21 protein-coding genes and 3 tRNA genes are annotated in these 24,813 nt (G+C 63.2%); 9 read left to right on the forward strand and 15 right to left on the reverse strand.

The features are described from left to right. The first annotated feature begins 439 nt into the window (after positions 1-439). Positions 440-2,317, forward strand: coding sequence for an ABC transporter ATP-binding protein (locus B0G75_RS21235; protein WP_106309804.1), 1,878 nt, complete (start codon positions 440-442; stop codon positions 2,315-2,317). Between the two features lie 252 nt (positions 2,318-2,569). On the opposite strand, the gene B0G75_RS21240 is transcribed toward B0G75_RS21235, so the two are convergent. The 3 genes from B0G75_RS21240 to B0G75_RS21250 all read right to left on the reverse strand — a co-directional run bounded on the left by B0G75_RS21240 (position 2,570) and on the right by B0G75_RS21250 (position 5,350). After that, a complete protein-coding gene (locus B0G75_RS21240; RefSeq protein WP_106309807.1) occupies positions 2,570-3,034 on the reverse strand; it encodes a DUF2214 family protein in 465 nt (154 codons plus the stop codon). A 150-nt stretch (positions 3,035-3,184) separates the two neighbouring features. Then, a complete protein-coding gene (locus B0G75_RS21245; RefSeq protein WP_106310084.1) occupies positions 3,185-4,045 on the reverse strand; it encodes a hypothetical protein in 861 nt (286 codons plus the stop codon). Positions 4,046-4,285: 240 nt separating this feature from the next. Then, complete coding sequence (locus B0G75_RS21250; RefSeq protein WP_106309810.1) at positions 4,286-5,350, reverse strand: glycosyltransferase family 4 protein; 1,065 nt, start codon at positions 5,348-5,350, stop codon at positions 4,286-4,288. Between the two features lie 690 nt (positions 5,351-6,040). Between B0G75_RS21250 and B0G75_RS21255 the strand changes: the two genes are divergently transcribed. Next, positions 6,041-7,876 carry an ABC transporter ATP-binding protein gene (locus tag B0G75_RS21255; protein WP_106310089.1) on the forward strand — a complete coding sequence of 612 codons (1,836 nt, stop codon included), beginning with the start codon at positions 6,041-6,043 and terminating at the stop codon, positions 7,874-7,876. 110 nt (positions 7,877-7,986) lie between these two features. Here the strand turns inward: B0G75_RS21255 and otsA are convergent, their stop codons facing one another. After that, positions 7,987-9,447 carry an alpha,alpha-trehalose-phosphate synthase (UDP-forming) gene (otsA, locus tag B0G75_RS21260; RefSeq protein WP_106309813.1) on the reverse strand — a complete coding sequence of 487 codons (1,461 nt, stop codon included), beginning with the start codon at positions 9,445-9,447 and terminating at the stop codon, positions 7,987-7,989. 55 nt (positions 9,448-9,502) lie between these two features. Then, positions 9,503-10,252, reverse strand: coding sequence for a trehalose-phosphatase (otsB, locus tag B0G75_RS21265; RefSeq protein WP_106309816.1), 750 nt, complete (start codon positions 10,250-10,252; stop codon positions 9,503-9,505). A 452-nt stretch (positions 10,253-10,704) separates the two neighbouring features. Between otsB and B0G75_RS21270 the strand changes: the two genes are divergently transcribed. From B0G75_RS21270 to B0G75_RS21280, 3 genes are read left to right on the forward strand one after another with little or no spacing between them, the layout of a single operon-like run. Then, positions 10,705-11,274, forward strand: coding sequence for an SCO family protein (locus B0G75_RS21270; protein WP_106310092.1), 570 nt, complete (start codon positions 10,705-10,707; stop codon positions 11,272-11,274). Positions 11,275-11,292: 18 nt separating this feature from the next. Further along, on the forward strand, positions 11,293-11,754 hold the full coding sequence (locus B0G75_RS21275) for a copper chaperone PCu(A)C (RefSeq protein ID WP_106309819.1): 462 nt from the start codon (positions 11,293-11,295) through the stop codon (positions 11,752-11,754). A 17-nt stretch (positions 11,755-11,771) separates the two neighbouring features. After that, complete coding sequence (locus B0G75_RS21280; RefSeq protein WP_106309822.1) at positions 11,772-12,641, forward strand: cytochrome c oxidase assembly protein; 870 nt, start codon at positions 11,772-11,774, stop codon at positions 12,639-12,641. A 60-nt stretch (positions 12,642-12,701) separates the two neighbouring features. Here the strand turns inward: B0G75_RS21280 and B0G75_RS21285 are convergent, their stop codons facing one another. The 9 genes from B0G75_RS21285 to uvrC form a co-directional block, all read right to left on the reverse strand. Further along, the gene (locus tag B0G75_RS21285; RefSeq protein ID WP_106309825.1) at positions 12,702-13,196 is read right to left on the reverse strand and encodes a GNAT family N-acetyltransferase; all 495 of its coding nucleotides are present in this window, start codon (positions 13,194-13,196) and stop codon (positions 12,702-12,704) included. Between the two features lie 88 nt (positions 13,197-13,284). Further along, positions 13,285-14,265, reverse strand: a complete 981-nt coding sequence (locus B0G75_RS21290) for a sensor domain-containing diguanylate cyclase (RefSeq protein ID WP_106309828.1) — start codon at positions 14,263-14,265, stop codon at positions 13,285-13,287. 191 nt (positions 14,266-14,456) lie between these two features. Next, a complete protein-coding gene (locus B0G75_RS21295; RefSeq protein WP_106309831.1) occupies positions 14,457-15,215 on the reverse strand; it encodes a TraB/GumN family protein in 759 nt (252 codons plus the stop codon). Positions 15,216-15,454: 239 nt separating this feature from the next. Continuing rightward, entirely contained in the window at positions 15,455-16,189 is a 735-nt protein-coding gene (locus tag B0G75_RS21300) for a hypothetical protein (RefSeq protein WP_106309834.1), read from the reverse strand. Between the two features lie 461 nt (positions 16,190-16,650). Further along, positions 16,651-16,724 (reverse strand) — tRNA-Cys (locus tag B0G75_RS21305). A gap of 105 nt (positions 16,725-16,829) precedes the next feature. Continuing rightward, positions 16,830-16,905, reverse strand: a tRNA-Gly gene (locus B0G75_RS21310). Between the two features lie 62 nt (positions 16,906-16,967). Further along, positions 16,968-17,043, reverse strand: a tRNA-Gly gene (locus B0G75_RS21315). A gap of 215 nt (positions 17,044-17,258) precedes the next feature. After that, a complete protein-coding gene (gene pgsA / locus B0G75_RS21320) occupies positions 17,259-17,852 on the reverse strand; it encodes a CDP-diacylglycerol--glycerol-3-phosphate 3-phosphatidyltransferase (RefSeq protein WP_106309838.1) in 594 nt (197 codons plus the stop codon). A gap of 144 nt (positions 17,853-17,996) precedes the next feature. Beyond that, on the reverse strand, positions 17,997-20,192 hold the full coding sequence (gene uvrC / locus B0G75_RS21325; RefSeq protein ID WP_106310095.1) for an excinuclease ABC subunit UvrC: 2,196 nt from the start codon (positions 20,190-20,192) through the stop codon (positions 17,997-17,999). Between the two features lie 256 nt (positions 20,193-20,448). Between uvrC and earP the strand changes: the two genes are divergently transcribed. The 3 genes from earP to B0G75_RS21340 all read left to right on the forward strand — a co-directional run bounded on the left by earP (position 20,449) and on the right by B0G75_RS21340 (position 23,097). Continuing rightward, on the forward strand, positions 20,449-21,642 hold the full coding sequence (gene earP, locus B0G75_RS21330) for an elongation factor P maturation arginine rhamnosyltransferase EarP (RefSeq protein WP_106310098.1): 1,194 nt from the start codon (positions 20,449-20,451) through the stop codon (positions 21,640-21,642). A 406-nt stretch (positions 21,643-22,048) separates the two neighbouring features. Further along, a complete protein-coding gene (gene efp, locus B0G75_RS21335; protein WP_012433870.1) occupies positions 22,049-22,606 on the forward strand; it encodes an elongation factor P in 558 nt (185 codons plus the stop codon). A gap of 284 nt (positions 22,607-22,890) precedes the next feature. Next, on the forward strand, positions 22,891-23,097 hold the full coding sequence (locus B0G75_RS21340) for a CsbD family protein (RefSeq protein ID WP_106309841.1): 207 nt from the start codon (positions 22,891-22,893) through the stop codon (positions 23,095-23,097). A 156-nt stretch (positions 23,098-23,253) separates the two neighbouring features. On the opposite strand, the gene B0G75_RS40755 is transcribed toward B0G75_RS21340, so the two are convergent. Continuing rightward, the gene (locus B0G75_RS40755; protein WP_181309321.1) at positions 23,254-23,424 is read right to left on the reverse strand and encodes a hypothetical protein; all 171 of its coding nucleotides are present in this window, start codon (positions 23,422-23,424) and stop codon (positions 23,254-23,256) included. On the opposite strand from B0G75_RS40755, the gene B0G75_RS21345 reads away from it, so the two are divergent. Further along, positions 23,423-24,805, forward strand: coding sequence for a sigma-54 dependent transcriptional regulator (locus B0G75_RS21345; RefSeq protein ID WP_106309844.1), 1,383 nt, complete (start codon positions 23,423-23,425; stop codon positions 24,803-24,805). The genes B0G75_RS40755 and B0G75_RS21345 overlap by 2 nt on opposite strands. Positions 24,806-24,813 lie beyond the last annotated feature (8 nt).

A 24,813-nucleotide genomic window follows, 5' to 3' on the forward strand; every position in this document is an offset into this window, starting at 1 on the left:
TTCATTTCGTGGTTTGATTCATAGATCGGCCGGTGAAAAACCGTACGGAATGCCAGGCAGATTCCGGCGCTCAACGTTCGGACTGATCGTCAACTCCGGATCTTCGTACGTTTGCGGACGCCTGATACTGCTGATATAGTTGGCACTCGGGCATTCGCCCGCTCCATTTCTCCACCTCATTCGACCATAGGGAGGCGCCACATGTTTGCAATGCGTATCGCCGTCCCCGGCATGGTCTCGCGAGCGTTTTCGCGATCTTAATCTGTCCGATTAAGTCGCCGAATCGCCGTTCACGTGGTGTCGCCTGAAAAGGCACTCCGCGCAATTCCCAGACAGTCCGCAGTTCAATCGCCTACGCATTCCGGCGCGTTTTGACTGTCTCGTCCTTTCGCTTCTGACTGGAACCTCGCTGTGCTCATGCGCCACGAGGGCGTGACAAATGACCAGAAAAAAACTCGACTTTCGCGGACAAGCCTTCAAGGACGTCCTCGGCTTCACCTTCCATCACTGGGCGCAGCAGCCCTGGCGCATCGTCGTCATCACGGCGCTGGTGCTGCTCTCGGCACTGGCCGATGTACTCACGCCGATGTTCGCCGGACGTCTCGTCGACGCCATCGCGTCCGGCGCGGCGAGCAACGCCGTCGCCTGGCATGCCGCGATTACGGCCTTCTGCGTGCTGGGCGCGCTCGGTCTCGGCGCCACTTTGCTGCGTCAAGGCGTGTACTTCAACATCATCCGGCTCACGCTCAAGATGATGAGCGAGATCGCGGCCAACGCGTTTCATCGCGTGCAACGCTTTTCGACGGATTGGCACGCCAACAGCTTCGCCGGCTCCACAGTGCGCAAGATCACGCGCGGCATGTGGGCGCTCGACCTGCTCAACGACACGCTGCTCATTGCGCTGTTGCCGTCGCTCGTCATGCTGGTCGGCGCAACCGTTCTGCTCGGCTGGCGCTGGCCGATGATGGGCGCGGTCGTCGGCATCGGCTCGGTGCTCTACATCGCGGTGACGGTGGCCATGTCGCTCGGCTTCGTCGCGCCGGCCGCGCGTCTCGCGAATGCGTGGGACACGCGCATGGGCGGCGCGCTCGCCGACGCGGTCAGTTGCAACGGCGTGGTCAAGGCGTTCGGCGCGGAAGAGCGCGAAGAAGCGCTGCTCGCGCGCGTGATCGGCAAGTGGCGGCACCGCACGCGCCGCACCTGGATGCGCGGTACGATTAACGGCGGCGTCCAGGGCGGCATGCTGGTGGCGATCCAGGCCGCGATTCTCGGCGCGGCGCTGCTGTTGTGGGCGCGCGGCGAAGCGAGCGTCGGCGACATTACGTTTGCGCTGACTATGTTCTTCATGCTGCAGGGCTATCTGCGCGACGTGGGCATGCACATCCGTAACCTGCAACGCTCGGTCAACGACATGGAGGAACTGGTGTCGCAGGAAAGCCAGCCGCTCGGTATCGAGGACCGCCCCGGCGCGGGTCCGATCACGATCGGCAAAGGCGAGATCCGTTTCGAGCACGTCACCTTCCACTACGGAACGAACGGCCGGCCGCTTTACGACAACTTCTCCGTGCGCATAGCGCCGGGCGAGCGCGTCGGATTGGTCGGGCATTCGGGTTCCGGGAAGACTACGTTCATCAAGCTGATCCAGCGGCTCTATGACATTTCGGAAGGCAGGATCACGATCGACGGTCAGGACATCGCCCAAGTGCGGCAGGCATCGCTGCGCAGCCAGATAGCGATCGTTCAGCAGGAACCGGTGCTGTTTCACCGCTCGCTCGCCGAGAACATCGCTTATGCTCGGCCCGGCGCGAGCCGTGCCGAGATCGAGCGGGCCGCGAAGCTCGCGAGCGCGCACGGCTTCATCGCAGCGCTGCCCAACGGCTATGACACGCTGGTCGGTGAACGCGGTGTCAAGCTCTCGGGCGGCGAACGTCAGCGCGTCGCGATCGCGCGGGCGTTCCTCGCCGACGCGCCGATCCTGATTCTGGACGAAGCGACGTCGAGCCTCGACAGCGAGAGCGAGGTGCTGATCCAGCAGGCCATGGAGCGGCTGATGATGGGCCGCACCACGCTTGTGGTGGCGCACCGCCTTTCCACTGTGCGCGCGCTGGATCGGCTGCTGGTGCTGGACAAGGGCAAAGTGATCGAGGAAGGCAGCCACGACGCGCTGATCAGACTCGAGAACGGCCTATACCGGCGGTTGTTCGAGCGTCAGGCGCTGGAGCTGATCAAGGGTCTGGGCGAGCCGGAATTCACGACTCGGACCGAGCAGCCGAACGCGAACAGGACGGACGATTCCAGCCTGCTGGTTGGGAAGTAAATTGAACTGGGCGTGTGGGACGTCGACTGGCAAGCGCAGATATGGCGGCGCTTTTGGATGACGTTCCACCGCCCGTTTTTTATGGGCGCGAGTGAGCGCTAGTCAGGCACGCTCGCGTGATCTGGAAATCGCCGCGCCGGTAGGCGGCGACGCTTCGCACTGTCGATCTGCCGCACTTTTTTCGCACGCGCAAGAGCGCACGCGTAAGCGCTGCTCTGCTCGCGCCGGCTACGCAAGCATCCACACGCCGCGTTACACCACGCCCGCCGATAATCCCACTCCGCGCGCCATGCCCGTCGCGGCAAACACCATCAGCACCAGCAAGATCGTCTGGATCACACTGTAGCGGGCATAAGAGCGCGCCTTGCGCAAATCCGGCGCGACGCCTTTCCTGACCGCCGCGCGCCATCGCATCAACGCGAGCATCGACGGGACTTCAAGAATGAGAATGATGACGAGCAGCGTCATCTTGATGTGGAAGAGCGGCTCGTGGAGATAGTAGTCGGCGCCCTTTTCGTAACCGCCGAAAACGCGCATCAACCCGGTGACGAGCAGCACCAGTGCTGAAATGCCCCAGCGTGAATCCGCGCGGAAGAGCGAGCGCAGCGCGGCGGGTACGGTGGCGCGGCGCAGCGCCCATGTGCGCCGCAGAATCGATGCGAGCGCGAAGCCATAAGCAAGCAGATGGAGGGCGGCAAGCAACCAGCGAACCAGCATGGCGACTCCTGCAAAGGACGCAATACGATCGTTGTATGTCTCACGCGCCCGCGCTGAAGCGCCGGGCGCCATGACTTCATTATCGACTACGGCTCAATCTACAACGCCTGCTTCGGCAAGGGGTGTGGCCGACTGCACAAACCGGCAGATTCAGACCTGCCGCAAGGATGTGTCAAGCGCGCGGGCGGCGACCCGGTCGCCTTCGGTCGTCAGCGCGGTGCGGAATACGGTTTGCCGGTTGTGCCCCGCGGCGGCCGGCGAATCCCACAGTAACTCGATCTTCGGGCGGCGGCCGAAGGCGCCGTGCGCCAGCGACGGCGCAGCCGCCGCCCCCAGCGACGCGCCGGACCCACCCGGCTCGCCCACGCCGCCAAACGCGACAGCGCGAGTGGGGGTCGGCGTCGGCGTGGTTCGTGCCTCCTGCCCCGCCGCCCAGCGCACGGACAATTCGCGCGCGTCGTACTGCCCCACCTTGCGGCGCTCCGCCCACACGATCACCGTCCGAGTGGCCGGATCGAGCGCGACTGCATAGCGGCCGATCGCGAAACGGCGCGCGGCGATATTGGTTCGCCACAGCGCGCGCGGCCGGCAGATCCACAGCACGGCGGCATACAGCGCGGGCGCCGCCAGCAACCAGCCGTTGGAGGCCGCCACCGCATTGGCGGCACGGCGCCAGCCGGCGCTCGCGGCAAACGCGCCGACCGACCAGACCGCAAACAGGAACCCGAGAAAAGCGAACAGACGCAGCGCCTGCCGCAGCCATTGCGGCAGCGGATGAAACGGACGCTCGGCCACGGCGCGCGCGCCCGGCAGGAAGATCAGCAGGAACAGAAAGACGAGGTTGATGCATGCCCACGGCGAGGACAGCATGGCCAGCAGCGACGCGCCAGCATCCAGGTCCGCCATCGAAAAAAGCCAGCGAGCGAGGATCACGAGACCGATGGCGCGCAACGCGAAAATCGTTCCGGCGCCGGGCGCCGCGTTCGCACGCGTCTCTTTCGTTCTCGCCAAGGCATCCTCCTGTCGTCGGCGGCGCCGCAGCCAAATTTGCGGCAGGGCCATTATAGGGATATTACGGAGCGTGGCTCATTCTTAGCGGCCCGAAACCCGCACTTTCGTCGGTTGATTGGGAAAAACGCGGCGCGCCTGCAACAACGCCCCGTGGGCAAGTGCCTCACGGGGCGTTGCTGACGGCCTTCGGAGCGCCTGACGCGTTCCTTGAGCCAGTGCGACTTTCTTATCTGTCGCGCATTAGCTGGCGTTGACTTCGCGCAGCACCGTGCGGTGCTTCTGACGCAGCAGTTCCTCGTAAGTCGCGACGTAGTTCTTCGCCATGACCTTCGACGAGAAGCGCGACTCGAACGCCTTGCGCACACCGGCGCGCGACAGCGTGTGTAGACGCTTGACTGCGGCAACCGCGCTGATTTCGTCTTCGACGACGAAGCCCGACACGCCGTTTTCGATCACTTCCGGCACCGAACCGCGGTTGAACGCGATCGCCGGCGTACCGCACGCCATCGCTTCGATCATGACCAGACCGAAGGGCTCCGGCCAGTCGATCGGGAACACCAGTGCATGCGCGTTGCCGAGGAACTCACGCTTTTCGGTTTCGCCGATTTCGCCGATGTACTCGACGTGCGGGAGCGCCATCAGCGGCTTGATCACTTCTTCGTAATAGGCGCGGTCGGCCTTGTCGATCTTGGCGGCGACCTTGAGCTTCATGCCGGCTTGGCCGGCAATGCGGATCGCGCGGTCGAGGCCCTTCTCCGGCGAGACGCGGCCGAGGAAAGCGAGGTAGCCCGGTTCGACGTTGGGGATCGGCGTGAGCACGTTTTCCGGCAGGCCGTGATAGACGGTTTGCAGCCAGTTTGCCTGCTGCAGCGGAATGCGCTGGTTGTCCGAAATCGACACCACCGGCACGTCGCTGAACGTATTGAAGATCGGCTGCAGTTCCGGCAGATCGAGACGGCCGTGCAGCGTGGTCAGGAACGGCACCGGCTGACGGGCAAACAGCGAGAACGGGTAGTAGTCGATGTGGAAATGCAGCACGTCGAATTCGTCGGCGCGGCGGCGCACTTCTTCGAGCAGCAGCATGTGCGGCGCCATCACGTCGCGGATCGTCGGGTCGAGGCGCAACGCCTGCGGCCAGAAAGCTTCGAGCTTTGCCGAGGTTACCGAATCGCCGCTCGCGAAGAGCGTGACGTCGTGGCCTTGCTCGACCAGAGCTTCGGTCAGATAGGACACCACGCGTTCCGTACCGCCATACAGCTTGGGAGGAACCGCCTCGTGCAACGGAGCGATTTGAGCGATTCGCATATGAAGAACTCCTCGTAAAAAATCAGGCAAAGGTACTGCGTTTGGTAAAAGCGACTCGCTTGCTCGCCAGGGCAGTCTGGCCGGACTTGCCGGCGCGGGCCTGATTCTTTCGAGAAATCCTGCGATGGATCGCTTGGGTAGTGAGCCCAGACCCGTGGTCAGTGTCTGCGCATGTGCCGGTAAACGCACACATGACACCTACGTTGACAAACTGTCAGAAAATTCGGTGGGCCTACAGAGCATGCATTATCGATGCCGGGATTCACGCTGCACCACAACATTTCAAAGTCTTTACGTTGTTACAAACGCGAAACACTTTGCAAACCCTTGTTTTCTAAGACAGTTCTACAGTGGCAACTGGCTTGCGGCACGGACCGCCGAGGTGGTCCTGTAAGCTCTTGCGTCAACTTTGCCGGCAAGCGTTGAAGAAATGCCGCACCGCGGTTGAATGCAATTTGTAATTATATCCCGAAATTTTTCGCGACCCGCGCGAACCCTGACCCCATAGACGGGTCGAGTAGCGGTGGGTCGCGGACGTCTATCGCGAAATCAATCGCGCCAAGGCCCGGATACACAGGGCGCAATCGCTTTTGCATGTTTACAATGCGAAGCATCGGCTTCGCGGCGAACCTTTTCCATGTGGCCCACGCTTTGCATGCACAACCCGACACACACCAACCTCACGATCAATTGGAACATTTAACCATCGCCCAGCGTAATGCCGAGAACGCAAAGCTCGCGAGCTATGCGCACCGGCCGCTTGCGTTCCTCTTCCGCTTCATCCGCCGCCATCCGCTCGCGCATGCGATCGTCCTGTGCAGCGTGTTCGCGGCCGTGGGCTGTGCGCTCGCTTCGCAGTACGCGATCAAACATTTGATCGACGTGCTTGGCGAAGGCCGGCACCATCCCGGCCCGCTGTGGGGCGCATTCGCCATCCTGGTCGGCCTGATCGCCGCCGACAACCTGCTGTGGCGGGTCGGCGGCTGGGTCGCCGCGCATACGTTCGTCGCCGTGACCGGCGACCTGCGGCGCGACCTGTTCCAGTATCTGAGCGGGCACTCGCCCACTTACTACTCCGAAAAGCAGCCGGGCATGCTCGCAAGCCGGATCACGGCGACATCGAACGCGGTCTACACGGCCGAGAACACCACCGCGTGGAATGTGCTGCCGCCGTGTATCGCGGTGCTCGGCGCGATCGTCATGATCATCGCGGTGAATCCGCTGATGGCCTGCGGTCTGATGCTGTGCTCGGCAATTCTGTCGGTCGTGCTGTACAAGCTGGCCGGGCGCGGCTCCGCGCGCCATCACCATTTCGCCACCAAGGCGGCGTCGGTGGACGGCGAGTTGGTCGACGTGATCAGCAACATGGGCCTCGTGCGTGCTTTCGGCATGACGTTTCGCGAGCAGCAGCGCTTCGGCGCAACGGTCAAGGCCGAGATGGACGCGCGCCAGCAGAGCTTGCTGTATCTGGAAAAGCTGCGCCTGCTGCATGCGGTGATCACCGCGCTGCTGTCGGCGGGCTTGCTGGGGTGGGCGCTGTGGCTGTGGGATCAAGGCAAGGCGACCTCGGGCGACATCGTGCTCGTCAGCTCGCTCGGCTTCACGATCTTGCACGGCACGCGCGATCTGGCCGTGGCGCTCGTCGACGTCACGCAGCATGTGGCGCGTCTCGCTGAGGCTGTACGCACGCTGCTCGAGCCGCACGGCATGCCGGACCGCGACGGCGCGACCGAACTCGTTCCGCAAGGCGGCCGCGTCGATTTCGAAGGCGTGACGTTCGCCTATCCGCGCCGCCGTCCGATCCTCGACCACTTCGATCTGCATATCGAACCCGGCCAGCGCGTCGGTCTGATCGGCAAGTCAGGCGCGGGCAAGTCCACTGTTCTGGCGCTGTTGCAGCGTTTCTACGAAACGCAGGGCGGCGCGATCAAGATCGACGGCCAGGACATCGCCACGATCACGCAGGACAGCCTGCGCCATGCAATCGCGCTGGTGCCGCAGGATATCTCGCTGTTCCACCGCACGGTGTACGAGAACATCGCCTACGGGCGCCCGGAGGCGAGCCGTGAGGAAGTGCTCGCGGCCGCGCGCGAGGCGCGTTGCGCGGACTTCATCGAGGCGATGCCGGAAGGCTACGACACGATCGTGGGCGACCGCGGCGTGAAGCTGTCGGGCGGCCAGCGTCAGCGGATCGCGATTGCTCGCGCGATCCTCAAGAACGCGCCGATCCTGCTGCTCGACGAAGCCACCTCGGCGCTCGACAGCGCGTCGGAAGAAGCGATCCAGAAAGCGCTCGACCGGCTGATGGTCGGCCGCACCGTGATCGCGATCGCGCACCGTCTGTCGACGCTGAACAACTTCGACCGGATCATCGTGATGAGCGCCGGCAAGGTCATCGACGACGGCAGTCCGGAAGAACTGCGCCAACGTCCGGGCCTCTATCGCGACCTGCTCACGAAGCAGTATGGCAAAGGCCACACGCTGCACATCGGCGGCAAGAAGGTCGACGAACAGCACGTGGTTTAAGCCTGCGAGCGCGGCATGCTTCGAGCCGCGAGCCGTCATCGCCATAAGAAAAGCCGCTCGAGAGCGGCTTTTCTTTTACGCGCGTTGCAATCGGAAGCGCCGACCTCGGCCTACCCCGCCTGAGTCTCGCGCGCCGCCTTTTTCCCCGACACCGCGCGCGCCTTCCCGCTTCGGGTGCTCTTTGCACCAGCGACGCCCTGCAAATCGCGCATGAAGTTATCGCGCCACACCGAAACATTGTTCTCGCGCAACTGCACCATCATGTCGCGATGACGCGCCTGACGCTCCGCGAGCGGCATGTCGAGCGCCCGTGCGAGCGCCTCGGCCATGCCGTCGATATCGACCGGATTGACGATCAGCGCGCCGTCCAGCTCCTGCGCGGCGCCGGCGAAGCGCGATAGCACGAGCACGCCGGGATTGTCCGGATCCTGCGCCGACACATATTCCTTGGCGACGAGGTTCATGCCATCGCGCAACGGCGTCACATAGCCGACGTGCGCGGTGCGGAACAGCGCCGCCAGCACCGAGCGCTCGTACTGCTTGTGGATGTAGAGAATCGGCGTCCAGTCCAGTTCGGCGAAGCGCCCGTTGATGCGCCCCGACTCCCCTTCCAGCTGCAAACGGATGTCCTGGTACGCGTGCATGTCGGCGCGCGTTGGCGGCGCGATCTGCAGGAAGGACACCTTGTTGCGTTGCGCGGTCGCGTGTTCGAGCAGCCGCTCGAAGGCGCGAAAACGCTCGACCAGTCCCTTCGAATAATCGAGCCGGTCCACGCTCATGATCAGTTTGCGCGAATGCAGCGTCGCCTTCATAGTGCGCACCGGTTTGCCGCGCTCGCCCGCTTTCGCGAGTTCGGCGATCTCGTCCGGATAGACGCCGATCGGATACGCCGCCGCGCGCAGCGTGCGGCCGAACGCGTGGATCGTCAGCGGGCCTTTCGCCGATGCGTCCACCGAGCCGTTCGCCTCGTTGACGATGTAGTCGCAGAACGCGCGCAGATCCGGCGCTGTCTGGAAACCGAGCAGATCGAACGAACACAGCGCTTCGACGAGTTCGCGATGCGGCGGCACCGCCAGCAACACCTGCGAAGCCGGAAACGGAATATGCAGGAAAAAGCCGATGCGGTTCTTCACGCCCGCGGCGCGCAGTGCCTGCGCGAACGGAATCAGATGGTAGTCGTGGACCCAGATGACATCGTCTTCACGCAGCAACGGCACGAGCTGTTGCGCGAGCCACGCATTGACGCGGCGGTAGCCCTCGAAGTCGTGCCGGTCGTACTGCACCAGATCGGCGCGGTAGTGGAACGCGGGCCACAGCGTGGCGTTCGAGAAGCCACGATAGTACTGATCGTAGTCGCGGCGCATCAGCGCGATGGTTGCGAAGGTCACCGGGCCGCGCTCCTCGACCTTGATCTGCGGCTGGCCCGAGCTGAGCACGTCGCCGCTCCAGCCGAACCACATGCCGCCGGTTTCCTTCAGCGCGTCGTACACGCCGACCGCCAGACCACCCGCCGCCGGGCCGCCCTCCGAGATCGGCGCAACCCGGTTCGATACGATGATCAGTCGGCTCATGTAGCGCGATTCCCGATGCAGTGCTTTGTTTGCTTTGGATGATGCGGCGCGGCCATCATGCGGCGCGCGCCGCCGCGACGATCGATGCCAGCCAGTCGAGCAGACCCGAAACCGAGTCGACACGCGTATGCGCCAGCGTCTCGCCCGGACCGACCTTGATCGACACGCCGCCGCGCTCGTTGACGACGGCGAAGCCTTTCTCGTCGGTCAGATCGTCGCCGGCAAAAACCGCCTTGCGGCCGACGAACGGCGGCTCGTCGAGGAACGCGCGCAACGCGCGGCCCTTGTCGACATCTTTAGGTTTGATTTCGTAGACCATCTTGCCGGGCTGCAGCACATAGGAGCCGGCATAATCGGCCACCAGCCGCTCGGTCGCCTCGCGCGCCACCGGCTCGCGGTCCGGCGCATTGCGGTAATGCAGCGCCACGGCCGCGCCCTTGATCTCGAGAAGCATGCCGGCGTTCTCGTTGACCACCTGCGCGAGCACCTGCTCCATGCGCAGCAGCCGCTCGTCATGGAAGCCGATGCGCTGCGTGTCGCCGTTCGCGTCGCGCCGTTCGGCGCCGTGCAGGCCGGCGATCGGCAGATCGGGCATGTTGAGAAAACTGTCGATGCTGTCGATACCGCGGCCCGAGACAACCGCGACCGCACCGTTCGTCAAGCTGCGCAGCTCGCTCAGCAAATCGATCACGCGAGGTTGCACCATCACGCCGTCCGGCGTGGGAGCGAGTTCGACGAGCGTGCCGTCGAAATCGAAGAAAAATGCCGTCTCGCTTGGAGACAGAACAGCCGGAAGTGCTTGCATCGGTTAGTTTTGCCTTTCAGCCTTGTGCGGCCGGAAAAGTGTGCGCATCTTACCGCGCATCCATCAATTTTTCGAGAAAGTAAGGCTCGGCACAAGCCCAGCCTAGTGCCGCAGGCGAGCCCCGGCGGCGATTGCGTTCAAAATGAGAACAATCCGGCTTCAGCCGGCTTTCAGCAGCCTGCGTCAAATTGCCTCGCAAACCGCGCGCCCGTGGGCGCTGCGCGACGCCATCGGCTGATTTGCGCTAAAGTCGCAGCCACGCGAAACATTGCCGTTACGACCATATTTGCACACTATGACCGCGCAAGCGCCGCACGCGCATCGAGCGGCGCCGCAATTCAATCGAGTAACCGAAGCCTGCTTTGTTCCCGATCTTCTCATCCCGGCACTCGCAACCGCACTTCGCAATTTCACGCTGGCCGCGGTCCGCGCGTCTGTTTGCACTGACGCTGATGCTGGGCGCGCTGACGGCGCTCGCCGGCTGCACGCATCCCGCGGAAACCTGGCAGTTGACCAATGTGACCGGCCATCTGCCGGATCTCGACTTCAAGCTGACCGGCGACGACGGCAAACCCGTCACTGGCGATTCGTTCAAGGGCCGGGCCTCGCTCGTCTATTTCGGCTACACGCATTGCCCGGACGTCTGTCCTGAAACGATGGGCCGGCTGATGCAGGTGCTCGGCAAGCTTGGCCCCGACGCGCAGAAGGTGCGCATCCTGTTCATCACCGTCGATCCCGCGCGCGACACGGCGCAGGCGTTGCACGATTACGTCGGCGCCTTCGATTCGCAACATGCCGAAGGGCTGACCGGTAGCGACTGGCAGATCGAGTCGCTCGCCAAGCGTTACCGCGTCGCCTATCAGATGGAAAAGCGCGACCCCAGCGGCAACTACGAAGTTACCCACAGTTCCGCCGTCTATGTGTTCGACAGCCAGGGCCACGCGCGCCTGCTGGCCACCGACCACAACACGCCCGATGCGATCGCGCAGGACCTGCGCCGCATCATCGATGACCGTTCCTGACCTTTCCCGAGTTCAACCATGTCGATCAAGATCAAAACGTTCGCTGCACTGAGTTGTGCCCTCGCCCTTTCGTTCGGTGCCGCATCGACCGCGCAAGCGGCGGGCGCCAACGCGATCAGCGTCAAGGACGCGTGGGTTCGCTGGCTGCCCAACAACCTGCCCGCCGCCGGCTATGCGACGCTCGTCAACGCGAGCGACAAAGCGGTCGATCTCGTCGATATCTCCAGTAACGACTACGGCGACGCAATGCTGCATCAGACCGTGTCGAACGGTTCGTCGCAGAAGATGGTGATGGTCGACAAGCTGACGGTGCCCGCGCACGGCCAGGTCGCGATCGCGCCCGGCGGCTATCACGTGATGCTCGAAGACGCGAAGCACAAGGTCGCGCCGGGCGACACTGTGCATCTGAAGCTCAAATTCTCCGACGGCGAAACGCTCGACACGCCGTTCGCGGTCAAGTCGCCGGCGCAAACCAAGTAACCAGGCAACCTGCCGCGATGAATCTGCTCTACTGGCTCGATCCCTGGGAGTTTTCGCCGACGGTCGTGATCGCGCTGCTGGTGCCCGCGATCCTGTTCGTGCGTGGCGCGCGCAAAGCGAAGGTGTCGGTCGCGCGGCGTATCTCCTTCTGGTTCGGGCTGGTGGCGCTATACGTCGCGTTGCATACGCGGCTCGATTATTTCTTCGAGCATGAGTTCTTCATGCATCGCGCGCAGCATCTGGTGCTGCATCACCTCGGGCCGTTTTTTATCGCGCTGTCGTATCCGGGCGCTGCGTTGCGCGCGGGCATTCCGTTTAGCTGGCGGCAGCGCTTCGTGCGGCCCGCGCTGGAAACGCCGGTGGTGCGCAAATTCCTCGACGTGGTGATGCATCCCGTCGTCGCGGTCACGTTGTTCGTCGGGTTGATCTACTTCTGGCTGATGTCGCCGATTCACTTCATGGCGATGCTCGACTGGCGGCTCTATCGCGTGATGAACTGGAGCATGGTGATCGACGGCCTGCTGTTCTGGTGGCTCGTGCTCGATCCGCGTCCCGCACCGCCCGCGCGTTTGTCGCCGGGCAAGCGCGTGCTGGTTGTGATCGCCGCGATTCCGCCGCAGATCATTCTCGGCGCGTTCATCTTCTTCACGCCGCACGAGCTGTATCCGATCTACTCCATCTGCGGCCGCGCGTTCACGTGGTTGAGCCCGATGCGCGATCAGCAGATCGGCGGGCTGTTGCTGTGGATTCCGGGTTCGATGATGAGCGTGATCGGCGCGCTGCTCGCCTTGCGTCACTGGATGCGGCTGTCGGCGCGCGGACGTTTGCGTAGCGAACGGCGCGCGAAAGCCAAGCAGTCTCTAGCGCCGGCGCGCGGCCAGCGCTGAGCCCAGGATTCGATTGACAGCCCGACGCGCCCGCGCCGGACTCAGCTTGCTGTAGCCGCTTCAGGCCGACCGCATCCACACATGCGGGATGCCGTCTTCTTCGTGAATCTCCGAAACCGGCGCGAAGCCGAACGCACCATAGAAACCTTGCAGATGCGCCTGCGCATGCAAGCGAATCGGCGTACCGGGCCACTGCGCGCGAATATGCGTCAGCGAGCGCTCGAGCATCGCATTGCCCAGACCGATGCCGCGGAAATCGGCGGTCGTGAGCACGCGGCCGATGCGGATATCGGCGTCGTCCGCATCGGGCAGCAGCACGCGCAGATAGCCCGCGAGCGCCGGCCGTCGTTCATCAGCTCCGTACACCAGCAGATGCCACGCATCCATATCGAGCCCGTCGATATCGCCGTACAAGCAGTTCTGCTCGACGACGAACACCGCGGCGCGTGCGCCCAGCATCGTATAGACCTCGATGCCCGTGAGATCGTGGAAGGATTTCCAGCGCCAATCGAGTTGCGCCAGCCGCATGGTGGCGGTTTGCTGCGGTTCAGTCATGACAACGTTCTAGAGAAAGAGTCGCACCGCACTGGAAGCGGCGATGCGTGATTATGCCGCGCGTGGCGGCTTCGCCACCGTGCCGCGCTCAGTTGCGATGCGCAGCGCGCGCCTTCGACGCCTGTTTGTGGCTGTACATCGCAGCGTCGGCGGCCGCCAGCAGTTCGGCAATCGATTGGTGCCGGACGCAATCGTATTGAATCTGCCCGACGCTATAGCGGATGTGATAGCCACGCTGCGCTTCGGCATTGCGCGCGTCCAGCATCTGCGTGAGACGCTGCGTCACTTCCTGCGTGGCACCGCTGTCCGAATCGGTTAGCAGCACGACGAACTCGTCGCCGCCGAGCCGCCCGATCACGTCGCTTTCACGCAGCGCGGTACGCAAGACATCGGCGAAGGTCTTCAGCGCGCGATCGCCTTCGGCGTGGCCGAGCGTGTCGTTGATCTGCTTGAAATCGTTCAGGTCGAAGAACAGTAGCGACGCCGGCTTGTGCATCCGTTTGCAAACGTTCAGCGCATGTTGCGCGAGCGCCTCGAAACCGCGCCGGTTCGACAGCAGCGTCAGATCGTCGAGCGTGGCCAACTGGACCGCCGCCAATTCCTGCTCGGCCATGCGCGCCAGATCGCGCAGGAGTTCGCGTTCTTCTTCGTCAAGGCCACGCGGCTTGGTGTCGATCAGGCAGAGCGTGCCGAGCTTGCTGCCGTTGGGCACCGTCAGCGGACAGCCGGCGTAGAAGCGGATACTCGGGTTGTCCGTGACGAGCGGATTGTCGTGAAAGCGCTCGTCCGCGAGCGTGTCGGGCACCATCAGGATTTCGTCGCCGAGAATCGCGTGCGCGCAGAACGATACGTCGCGCGAGGTCTCGCTCGCCTCCAGGCCGACGCACGACTTGAACCATTGACGGTCCGCGTCGACCAGACTCACGAGCGCGACGGGTACGCCGAAGAGCCGCTTGGCGAGCCGGGTCAGACGATCGAAGCGCTCTTCGGGCAACGTATCGAGAATATGCAGCGCACGCAAAGTGTCGAGACGGGCGCTTTCGTTCGTGGGCGTCGGTGGGACATGCATGTTGGATTCCCTTGGGCGACCGGCTTGGCCGAAGTGGTAGGCGGGTAGTGTATAGCTGTGTGCTTTACCTTGGGGCAAAACCACGGCGCGAGAGTTCCCGCCGATTGCGTGCGCGTCGGATCCGCGGCCGATCCTCACTTGAGCCGATGCAGGCCGCGCCGGGCTGCCACGCTCGCGCGGAGACGGCTTCGCTATGGGTTGGCAAAGACCGGCTCGACGGGGCGCGCGAGGCAGTCGATCAGGTTACCGGGGCCACACAGATGCAGCGCGCCGACCACGACCAACGTGCGCTCCGGCCGCGTGAGCAACTCCGTCAGGCGCGCCGCCCATGCGCGATTGCGCGCGTCGAGAATCGCATGCCGGATGCCCGGCAGATTGAACATTGGCGACTCGATGGCGATCCGGTGCACGGCGGGCAGATCGCCATCCAGCCAGGCTGCGTGCATGCGCTCGAGCGTGCGCTGCGGTTCGTCGAGATCGGCCATCAGCAGGCCAAGCGCCGCGCCGACCGCATCTAGCGGAATCGATTCGAGCGCCGCCGCCACCTCGTCCGCGGTCTCGAGATACCGATAGGGTTTGGCCTGCGTGATCGCCGAGCGCAGCATGCGCGGCTCGACGCCTTCGACGACCTGCTGGAACAACGTCGGCGCGACGATCAGCGCGGCCCACGGACGAAGATCGGCGAGTGGCGCCAAAGGTCCGTCGACGGGCCATGCCGCCTGGAGTTGCCGCCACGCGTCGGCGGAAAGAAAGGGCTGCAGTTGTTGCGCGCTCCCTGGTTGGTCGGCCTTCAGAAACGGCAGGATCGTCGGCGGATCGGACTCGAAGACGAGTGCTTCGGCCCAGTCATAGGCCTCGGCGATCCACGGCGGCGTTCTGCGGCTCGTCGCCGGAAACAGATGCATCGAGCCGAGCAGGCGAACTGGGGTGCCGGTGAGTTGTAGGTACATGCAGCCTCGGAGTGGACAGGCAATAACGCAAGAATCAGACGCGCGGACAATTGATCGACCACGTGCAGAATGCATTGTGCGCCGCATTTGCCATGGCATTAGCCACGATAGCGGCAACGCAGAGAATCAGCACATATAAAAATAAAGCCCCGGACGATGGGGCTTTACTTCGCGGAAAAAATCGGCCGCTGCCTATTCGGATGCGAGGCTTCGGATGCGAGGCTTCGGATGCGAGGCTTTCATTCAGCGCTTTTTTTGAACGACTCCAGCTCACTCGTATAACGCTCATTTCGTACGCCATTGCTGGCGTAATACTCCTCTACCGACTTTACCCATCGGCCGATCTCGGGCACATACCAGACGGCTTTATAAGTCCGCCCGGTTGCCTGAACCGGGCCGGTTTTCTGCGCATGCGTGACCATGGCCGTATCGCCTTGCTGGACCTGCACGGCCTGCGTGACGGTCTGCGTCGGTTCGAGTTGCGCGACCCAGTCGCCTTCCGCTTCGACCTTGATCGCCTGGAATTTGCCCGCCGGCACTTCGACGGTTTCCGTATCTACCACCCGATAGTGCGTGCTCCACTTTTCCGAAGCATGCAGCTTGTTCGGATGCAGTTCCGTGTAGTCGATATTCCAGGTTTTGCCGGACGACAGTGGGAACGCGAGCGGCCGGTTGACCACCACTTCCGCGCCATTCACATTGCGCTCACGACTCCAGTCCGCGCCGGCGATCGCTTCGTTCGGCGGCTGGGTCGAGCCCGACGGTTTCGACGCGTAATAGATGTGCGACGGCGTCGCGCGCAGGACGGTCACCTCGTCGTGTGTCTGGCGCCAGACCGAAGGCGCTTTCTCGAACGTGTCGACGTAGGTCCAGGTGTCGCCACTTTTGACCGCGGGAACCGGCGCTGATTGCGCAATAGCCAGCATCGGCACGCCGATGGTGAACAGCACGGCGGCGGTTATGGTTTTTTTCATTGGTCGATATGGAGTAGTTGTCGCGGGTTTGCCCGGCCCCGTGCTTTCGCGATACAAAGCGTCGCCATCAATTTGAACCGATGACAAGCAATGCTTATGAACGAGAGAATGGTATTGCACACTCTACATTAATGGCAATTGCCGAATGCACTCAATGCATCGTTCCCGCGTATCAAACGATTGGCAAAACACATTTGAAAGACAATAAAACGAAAGTGAAAGTGCGCGCAAAGCAAATGGTAAATAAGCATTTGATGCCGGCAGTCGAACCCGTTGCACAGCACTGGCCGTTCGCGCCCACTCGAAGCACTGGTGATCGCAGGTGGGCAATATGCTCTGGCTACCCCGTGGCCCTGCGAGGAGACCCGCAACCGCCAGCACCCTCATCCGCTTCGCCGGCGAAACCGACGCCGAAAAAAGAAAAGCCCCGACAAGTCGGGGCTTTTCTTTACATCAACTACTGGAGGCGCGAGCCGGAGTCGAACCGGCCTAAACGGCTTTGCAGGCCGCTGCATAACCGCTTTGCTATCGCGCCGCAAGCGGACTGGAACCTAGAAACAGATTCGCAGATTTTGTCGGGCGGACAACCGGTAGAACCGGGCCACCAAACAAAAAGGGAAGCGTTGCTTCCCCTTATGTATGGAGCGGGAGACGAGGCTCGAACTCGCGACCTCAACCTTGGCAAGGTTGCGCTCTACCAACTGAGCTACTCCCGCATTGAACTGCTTCACAACGCACTGCACTTCTGCTTGCCAAACAATGCGCTGCTTTAAAAATTTGGAGCGGGAGACGAGGCTCGAACTCGCGACCTCAACCTTGGCAAGGTTGCGCTCTACCAACTGAGCTACTCCCGCATTGTGCTGCTTTTGCCGTGCTATCTGCTGCCTTGTTACTGCAACTACTCTCTTACTACCCGACGTTTCGAACTGCGCGCATCGGAGAAACGAGATTATGGAGAAACGACTGAAACGTGTCAACCCCTTTTGCGAATCTCTTTTACTGAACAGATTTCACTCATGCGACAGCGAAGTTCAGACACGCTCCGGGCGCCCTCCACCACGACGAAACCTCAGGCCACGCCGCCCCGTTCGCGGATCTGCGGCCACGCCAGCTTCATGTAGTAGAGCATCGACCAGATCGTCAGGAACGCGGCCAGATAGATGAGCCACAGGCCCCACACGCGCGTGTCGATCACCACGCCGCCGCCGAACTGCAGCGGGCCGTAGAACAGCAGCATGGGAATCGCCACCATCTGGCAAACGGTCTTGAACTTGCCGAGCGAATTCACCGCAACGCTCTTCGACGCGCCGATCTGCGCCATCCATTCGCGCAACGCCGAGATCGCGATCTCGCGCCCGACGATCACGAGCGCAATCGCCGAATCGATTCGCGCGAGTTGCACGAGCACCAGCAACGCGGCGGTCACCATCAGCTTGTCGGCGACCGGATCGAGGAACGCGCCGAATGCCGAGGTCTGATTCCACTTGCGCGCCAGATAGCCGTCGAACCAGTCGGTCAGCGCCGCCAGAATGAAGATGGTCGCGGCCGCCAGATTGCGGTGCGCGGGGCTCATCATCATGTCGGGCAAATAGAACACACCGACGACGAGCGGGATCAGGACGATCCGCAGCCAGGTCAGGAAAATCGGGAAATTAAACGGCATGGGCAGGCGCAGCGTCTGGCAAGGGAGATGCAATTGTGCCGTGTCATAAGGCCTGCCACAAGCAAAGCGGCGCGCGGGGCGTGCGGTGCGCGCCGCCGCAGCGCTGCTCGACAGCGGTTGAGCGGCCGGCCGCGGCCGCCGCAATCAGTGCAATTGCCGGTAAATCTGCTCCGCAAGTGCCTGCGAAATGCCTTCGACGCTCGCCAGATCCTCGACACTGGCCGCAACCACGCCACGCAGTCCGCCAAAGCGCGCGAGCAGCCGTTGACGCCGCTTCGCGCCCACGCCTTCGAGTTCTTCGAGCCGCGAGGTCTGGCGCGTCTTGCCGCGCTTCGCGCGCATGCCGGTAATGGCGAAGCGGTGCGCTTCGTCGCGGATCTGCGCGACCAGCATGAGTGCGGCGCTTTCCTTGCCGAGTTCGAGCGGCGCGCGGCCGTCGGCGAAAATCAGGGTTTCGAGGCCGACTTTGCGCCCCTCGCCCTTCGCGACGCCGACCAGCATGCCGGTATCGAGACCCAGTTCCGTGAACACCTGGCGCGCGATCTCGACCTGGCCCTTGCCGCCGTCGATCAGCACGATGGTGGGCAGGATGCCGCCGGCCGCGACCGGCTCCGCGGCATCCGGCGTGAGCGACGGATCGGCGGCCGCATCGCTTTGCAACTCGGCGGCTTCGTCAGCGGCATTCGCGGCGGCTTGCTCGACCATCTTCTCGTAACGGCGCGTGAGCACCTGGCGCATTGCGGCGTAGTCGTCGCCGGGCGTAATGCCGGTGATGTTGTAGCGGCGGTATTCCGACGACTGCATCTTGTGATGGTGATACACCACGCACGATGCCTGGGTCGCCTCGCCCATCGTGTGGCTGATGTCGAAGCATTCGATACGCAAATGCGCGAGATCGTCGCACTCCATGCCGAGCGTGTCGGTGAGCGCGCGCGTGCGGGCTTGCTGCGAGCCCTGCTCCGAAAGCAGGCGCGCAAGCGCGAGCCGCGCGTTCTGTTCGGCCATCGCGAGCCAGGCGCGCCGTTGCCCTTGCGGCTGGCGCAGCACGGTAACCTTGTGGCCGGCTTGTTCGATCAGCACGTCGACCAGTTCGCGGTTGGCGGGTGCGTGACTGACTACCAGCACCGGCGGCACGCGATTGCCCAGGTAATGCTGGGCGATGAATGCTTCGAGCACTTCGGCTTCGATTCCGCCGGTTGCAGCGCGGCCTTTGCGCGGCTTTGCGGGTTCGGAGCCGGCTTCTTCGGCTACGTCAACTTCTTCAGCAGCGTCGTCCTGTTCGTTCTCTTCGTCCTCCGATGGCATCTCTTGCGCGATCGCGAGAGCGTCGGCGGTATCGGCCAACGCTGCCGTTTCATCATCGATGACATCGTCTCGCGCGAGCGGGTTGGACGCGAGCGCGACATCGGCCAACGCTGCGCCGTCTTCTTCCAGTCCGCCCTCGTCGGCGGTCAACGCGCTTTCAACATGCGCCGGGAAATACGCCTTGTCGCCCAGATGCCGGCCGCCGCGCACCATCGCCAGATTCACGCATACGCGGCCGCCTAGCGCGACCACCGCGAGAATATCCACGTCGCTATCGCTGCCGACTTCAATCGCCTGTTGATGCAGCACCGTCGACAGCGAACTCATCTGGTTGCGCACCGCCGCGGCCTGCTCGAACTTCAGCTCGCCCGCGAACGCGTGCATCTTCTGCTCGAGCTCCTTCATCACCTCGCCCTGCCGGCCGAGTAGAAAGCGCGAGGCGTTGGCGACGTCGCGCGCGTAATCTTCTTCATTGATCGCCGCGACGCACGGCGCCGTGCAACGGCCGATCTGATGCAGCAGACAGGGCCGCGTGCGGTTGTTGAACACCGAGTCTTCGCAGGTGCGCAACTGGAATACGCGCTGCAGGATCTGGATGCTCTCGCGCACCGCCCACGCGCTCGGAAACGGACCGAAGTACTGATTCTTGCGATCCACGGCGCCACGGTAATACGCCATGCGCGGAAACTTGTGGCCGGTCAGCTTGAGGTAGGGATACGACTTGTCGTCGCGAAACAGAATGTTGTAGCGCGGCGTAAGCGCCTTGATCAGATTGTTTTCGAGCAGCAGCGCTTCGGCCTCGGAGCGCGTGACGGTCGTTTCGATGCGCGCAATGCGCGTCACCATCATCGCGATGCGTGGCGACAGCAGCGTCTTGGTGAAGTAGCTCGACACGCGCTTCTTCAGATCGCGCGCCTTGCCCACGTAAAGCACCGCGCCGTGCGTATCGTAATAGCGGTAGACGCCGGGCAGATGCGGCAGTTGGGCGAGCACTTTTTTCGGCTCGAAAGCGTCGGTTGCTTCGGGTTCGGTCATGCAGAATTGGTCGGGTGGGACGGTCTCGCGAAGCGTTGCTCCTTTGCCGCGCGCCGTGGCGAACCGGAGGACGCCATGCGCGCGCAATCGTGAACGAGTGCTTTAGAATCGCCAGTTTAGAACATTCCGCGTGCGTCCGAGCCTTGTTGGCTTGAATCGGGTCACGCTTCGTCATGCTGCGGCGAAGTGCAACGCCGTCGGATCGCTCGCACTGCCTCGCTACTTCCATCCGTCCGAATCCGCGACCCAGGCCATCATGTCTTCCGCTACGCCCCAATCCGAGCAAGCTGCCGACACGCCCACGGCAATCGCCTGCGATATCTTCTGCGCGGTGATCGACAATTTCGGCGACATCGGCGTGTGCTGGCGCCTCGCGCGTCAACTCGCGAGCGAACACGGCTGGCAGGTGCGCGTGTTCGTCGACGACCTGCACGCGTTCCAGAAGCTGTGCCCATCGCTGACGTTGGAGCGCGCTCGCCAGACGGTGGGCGGCATCGTCGTCGAACATTGGCACGAGCCGGCCCATGCAGGCGATACGCTCGAAGTCGCCGACGTCGTGATCGAGGCGTTCGGCTGCGAACTGCCGCTCATCTATATCGCCGCGATGGCGGCGCGCGAGCGCACGCCGGTGTGGTTCAACCTCGAATATCTGAGCGCCGAGGATTGGGTCGCGGATTTTCATCTGCGGCCGTCGCCTCATCCGCGCTATCCGCTGACCAAGACCTTCTTTTTCCCCGGACTCGGCCCCGGCACCGGCGGCGTGCTGAAGGAACGGCATCTCGACGGCGCGCGCGCGGATTTCGAAGCATCGCCCAGCGCGCGCGCAGCATGGTGGCGGCAAACCACCGGGCACGCGCCGCCGCCCGCCACCGCCACCGTTGTCTCGCTGTTCGCCTACGAAAACCCCGCCGTCGACAGCCTGCTCGAACAGTGGCGCGATAGCGCGGAGCCGGTCGTATTGCTGGTGCCCGAAGGCCGCATTTCAGGCGCGGTGGCACGCTTTTTTGACCTGCCGGCGTTCAGCGCCGGCTCGTATGCGGTGCGCGGCAATCTCAGCGCGCACGCCCTCGCCTTTACCGACCAGCCCGGCTACGACGCGCTGCTGTGGGCGAGCGACATCAATTTCGTGCGCGGCGAGGATTCGTTCGTGCGCGCGCAGTGGGCCGCCAAACCCTTCGTCTGGCACATCTACCCGCAAGCCGACGACGCCCATCTGCCGAAGCTCGACGCCGCGCTCGCGCATTACGCGCGCACCCTGCCCGCCGACGCCCGCGACGCGCTTGCGCGCTTCTGGCACGCCTGGAACGGCACGGGCCGGCCGGACTGGACGCAATTCCAGCGTCACTTGCCGGCACTCAGCCAACGCGCAGCGGCGTGGGCCGGGGAACTGGCTCAAGTGGGCGACCTCGCCGGAAATCTGGCCTTGTTCGCAAAAACTCAGTTAAAATAAGCGGTTATCCAACGGCCGACGACGCAAGCGCGGCCCGATCGCAGCGGCGGAATCCAAACAACTCGCTTTGGCGGCCCGCCGACCTTGGCCTCGAAAGAGGCCAGATATTTCCTAAGTCAAAGCTTGATGCCGGAATATCAAAAAAGGGACGTATGTTGCGGATCGGCGCCACTCGTGTACACGCCCGCACAGGGTAAAAAAGCAGGTAACGGATTGCTGGGAGTGGCAGAGACCGCGCGTTTGCGGCACTCCCGCCGCGCCCCGCGGCAAGCCGGCCACGCTTGACTCGCTCGACCTGCCAAGCCGCTTCGGCGGTGCGGCGCGCGGCGGGAAAAGCGCCGAAGCCGCTTGCGCCGTATGCCGTTGAGCACAAGTTGAAGCTACTTAATTCGCACAGGACAGTTTTATGAAGACCGCACAGGAACTCCGCACCGGCAACGTCGTGATGATCGGCGCAGACGCAATGGTTGTGCAAAAGGCCGAATACAACAAATCGGGCCGCAACTCCGCCGTCGTCAAGATGAAGTTCAAGAACCTGCTGACCGGCGCAGGCATGGAAAGCGTGTACAAGGCCGACGACAAGTTCGACGTCGTCGTGCTGGAACGCAAGGAAGTGACGTACTCGTACTTCGCTGACCCGATGTACGTGTTCATGGACGCCGACTACAACCAGTTCGAAGTCGAAGGCGAAATGATGGGCGACGCCCTCCATTACCTCGAAGACGGCATGGCTTGCGAAGTCGTGTTCTACAACGAGAAAGCGATCTCGGTCGAACTGCCTACCACGCTAGTCCGCGAAATCATCTACACGGAACCGGCTGTCAAGGGCGACACGTCGTCGGGCAAGGTGTTGAAGAACGCCAAGCTGAACACCGGTTTCGAACTGCAAGTGCCGCTCTTCTGCAACATCGGCGACAAGATCGAAATCGACACGCGTACGCACGAGTACCGCAGCCGCGCGTAAGCGCCCTGCTCGCCTGAATCCAGCGCTCTAACGCGGGCGCTGCAAAAAAAAATGGCAAAAAAAGCGCCCAATTTGGGCGCTTTTTCTTTTTTGCGCCACCGTGTATGGTTAAGGAAAACTTTACCGGCAATCTTCTCCAAATTGCCACACCTCGACCTCAAATTTCCCGTATGCCAGTCCAGCAAACCATTGATAAGCCTATATAAATTGTCGTGGCACGGTCCATGCTTATCTCTGAATACAGGCCAGTACGGCTTTATTTTCTTCAACTCCGGAGATGCGACATGAATAACGACATCGCTGAAGGCAAGTGGAAGCAAATGGTTGGCAAGGCCAAGGCAGCATGGGGTGAACTGACAGACGACGAGTTGACCAAGGCCGAAGGTCGCGCTGACAAGCTCGCCGGTTTGATCCAGGAACGCTACGGCAAGACCCGCGAAGAAGCGGAACGCGAAGTGCGGCGTTTCTTCGACAGTAATCGGGATTTCTGACAGCCCGAGTGAAGGAAATACAGGCGCCCGGTCCGCGCTCACAAACGTGAGGACCGGCCGCCAGGTAATAACGCAAAGGACCTGAACCGCTTGAGTCGAATCGCCGCCTTTCCGCCGGTGCCGCGCCTGGTGTGCGCACCGGACGAGTTGCCTACGTCAGCCGGCCGCACCTTTACCGCGACCGCGCATGTCGAAGTTGCGCACGCGGCGCAGGATCCGACTCGGCATTCGACCGACAGTACCGGCCAGCATCGCGCCCGTGCCGCGCGCCAACGTATCGGCGCAGCACATCGGGTATTCCATCCATCTAAAAATTGCGCTCGCCATGCCACACGCCCTGATTGTTGAAGACGATCCCAATAGCCTGTCGGGCCTGTCTGCCATCCTCGCCGCCGACGGTTTCTCCGTCGATACCGCGACGACGATCGCGGAGGCCCGGGCCGCGTTGACGCGCTTCATTCCCGACGTCGTGCTGGTCGACCTGAACCTGCCGGACGGCAGCGGGCTCGACCTGCTGCAACACCTGCCTGCCCATCCGCCCGGCGGCGCCCTGCCCGTGATCGTGATGACCGGCAATGCGACGGTGGAAAGCGCGATCGAAGGTTTGCGCCACGGCATCTGGGACTACTTGCTCAAGCCGGTCAACATTCCCCGCTTGCGCAGCCTGCTCGCGCGCATCCCGCGCCCGTACGAACTGACCGAGGAAGTGCAGACGCTGCGCGCGTCGCTGCGTCAACTAGGTCGTTTCGGCTCGATGCTCGGCCGCAGCGGTGCGATCCAGCACGTCTACGACACGATCGAACATATCGCGCCGACTGAAGCCGCTGTGCTGATTTCCGGCGAAACCGGCACCGGCAAGCAGATCGCGGCGCGCACGATGCACGACATGAGCCGGCGGCGCAAAGGTCCGTTCATCACGTTCGACTGCCGGAGCGCGAACAGCGCGGCCGCGCAACGCTCGCTCGACAGCCTGCTGTTCGGTCACGAACGCGGTGCGTTCAACGGCGCCGAGCAGCGCGAACCGGGCCTGTTCGAACAGGCGAGCGGCGGCACGCTGTTCATCGAGGAAATCGCCGAGTTGCCGCGCGCCCAGCAGGAAGCGCTGCTGCGCGCGCTCGATTCGCAAACTTTCATGCGGGTCGGCGGCACCAATCAGGTGGTGACGGACTTCCGGCTAATCGCGTCGACGCGCAAAGCGCCGCGCGCGGCGGTAGCCGACGGCAGCCTGCACGAAGACCTGGCGCTACGCCTCGAAGCCGCAGCCGTCACGCTGCCGCCGCTGCGCGAGCGCGGCGAAGATCCGGCGCTGATCGCCCAGGCGGTCGTCGACGAGTTGAATCACGAAGGCTTGACGCGCGGCACCGCGGAGAACGCCAAGCAGGTTGCGCCGAATTTCCTGCGCGAATGTCTCGCGTATGAATGGCCAGGCAATGTGCGTGAATTGCAGGACCGCGTGCGGCGCGCATATCACGCGTCCGGCGACGTGCTGGAGTCGTTGCGCGCCGACGAGGCCGGCACGGCGAACGGCCGCGATCTGAACGGCAGCCGCGTGCAAGTCACCGTGGGCACGCCGCTCGCGGACGTCGAGGAAATGCTGATTCGCGCGACGCTCGACGCAGTCGGCGGTACGCGTCACCGGGCGGCGTCGCTGCTGGGCATCAGTCCCAAGACGCTATACAACAAGCTGCAACGTATGCGCTTGAACTGACAGCCGCG

This window comes from Paraburkholderia sp. BL18I3N2 (assembly GCF_003001875.1).
GTDB classification, from domain to species: Bacteria; Pseudomonadota; Gammaproteobacteria; order Burkholderiales; family Burkholderiaceae; genus Paraburkholderia; species Paraburkholderia phytofirmans.

What these genes read in the sequence shown, in the direction of transcription:
- earP (WP_106310098.1), top strand. Translation starts at nt 20,449, where the DNA reads ATGTCTTCCGCTACGCCCCAATCCGAGCAAGCTGCCGACACGCCCACG.
- B0G75_RS21275 (WP_106309819.1), top strand. Translation starts at nt 11,293, where the DNA reads ATGTCGATCAAGATCAAAACGTTCGCTGCACTGAGTTGTGCCCTCGCC.
- otsB (WP_106309816.1), bottom strand. Translation starts at nt 10,252, where the DNA reads ATGCAAGCACTTCCGGCTGTTCTGTCTCCAAGCGAGACGGCATTTTTC.
- B0G75_RS21280 (WP_106309822.1), top strand. Translation starts at nt 11,772, where the DNA reads ATGAATCTGCTCTACTGGCTCGATCCCTGGGAGTTTTCGCCGACGGTC.
- B0G75_RS21240 (WP_106309807.1), bottom strand. Translation starts at nt 3,034, where the DNA reads ATGCTGGTTCGCTGGTTGCTTGCCGCCCTCCATCTGCTTGCTTATGGC.
- efp (WP_012433870.1), top strand. Translation starts at nt 22,049, where the DNA reads ATGAAGACCGCACAGGAACTCCGCACCGGCAACGTCGTGATGATCGGC.
- B0G75_RS21345 (WP_106309844.1), top strand. Translation starts at nt 23,423, where the DNA reads ATGCCACACGCCCTGATTGTTGAAGACGATCCCAATAGCCTGTCGGGC.
- uvrC (WP_106310095.1), bottom strand. Translation starts at nt 20,192, where the DNA reads ATGACCGAACCCGAAGCAACCGACGCTTTCGAGCCGAAAAAAGTGCTC.
- B0G75_RS21300 (WP_106309834.1), bottom strand. Translation starts at nt 16,189, where the DNA reads ATGAAAAAAACCATAACCGCCGCCGTGCTGTTCACCATCGGCGTGCCG.
- B0G75_RS21290 (WP_106309828.1), bottom strand. Translation starts at nt 14,265, where the DNA reads ATGCATGTCCCACCGACGCCCACGAACGAAAGCGCCCGTCTCGACACT.
- pgsA (WP_106309838.1), bottom strand. Translation starts at nt 17,852, where the DNA reads ATGCCGTTTAATTTCCCGATTTTCCTGACCTGGCTGCGGATCGTCCTG.
- B0G75_RS40755 (WP_181309321.1), bottom strand. Translation starts at nt 23,424, where the DNA reads ATGGCGAGCGCAATTTTTAGATGGATGGAATACCCGATGTGCTGCGCC.
- B0G75_RS21250 (WP_106309810.1), bottom strand. Translation starts at nt 5,350, where the DNA reads ATGCGAATCGCTCAAATCGCTCCGTTGCACGAGGCGGTTCCTCCCAAG.
- otsA (WP_106309813.1), bottom strand. Translation starts at nt 9,447, where the DNA reads ATGAGCCGACTGATCATCGTATCGAACCGGGTTGCGCCGATCTCGGAG.
- B0G75_RS21235 (WP_106309804.1), top strand. Translation starts at nt 440, where the DNA reads ATGACCAGAAAAAAACTCGACTTTCGCGGACAAGCCTTCAAGGACGTC.
- B0G75_RS21295 (WP_106309831.1), bottom strand. Translation starts at nt 15,215, where the DNA reads ATGTACCTACAACTCACCGGCACCCCAGTTCGCCTGCTCGGCTCGATG.
- B0G75_RS21285 (WP_106309825.1), bottom strand. Translation starts at nt 13,196, where the DNA reads ATGACTGAACCGCAGCAAACCGCCACCATGCGGCTGGCGCAACTCGAT.
- B0G75_RS21340 (WP_106309841.1), top strand. Translation starts at nt 22,891, where the DNA reads ATGAATAACGACATCGCTGAAGGCAAGTGGAAGCAAATGGTTGGCAAG.
- B0G75_RS21270 (WP_106310092.1), top strand. Translation starts at nt 10,705, where the DNA reads ATGCTGGGCGCGCTGACGGCGCTCGCCGGCTGCACGCATCCCGCGGAA.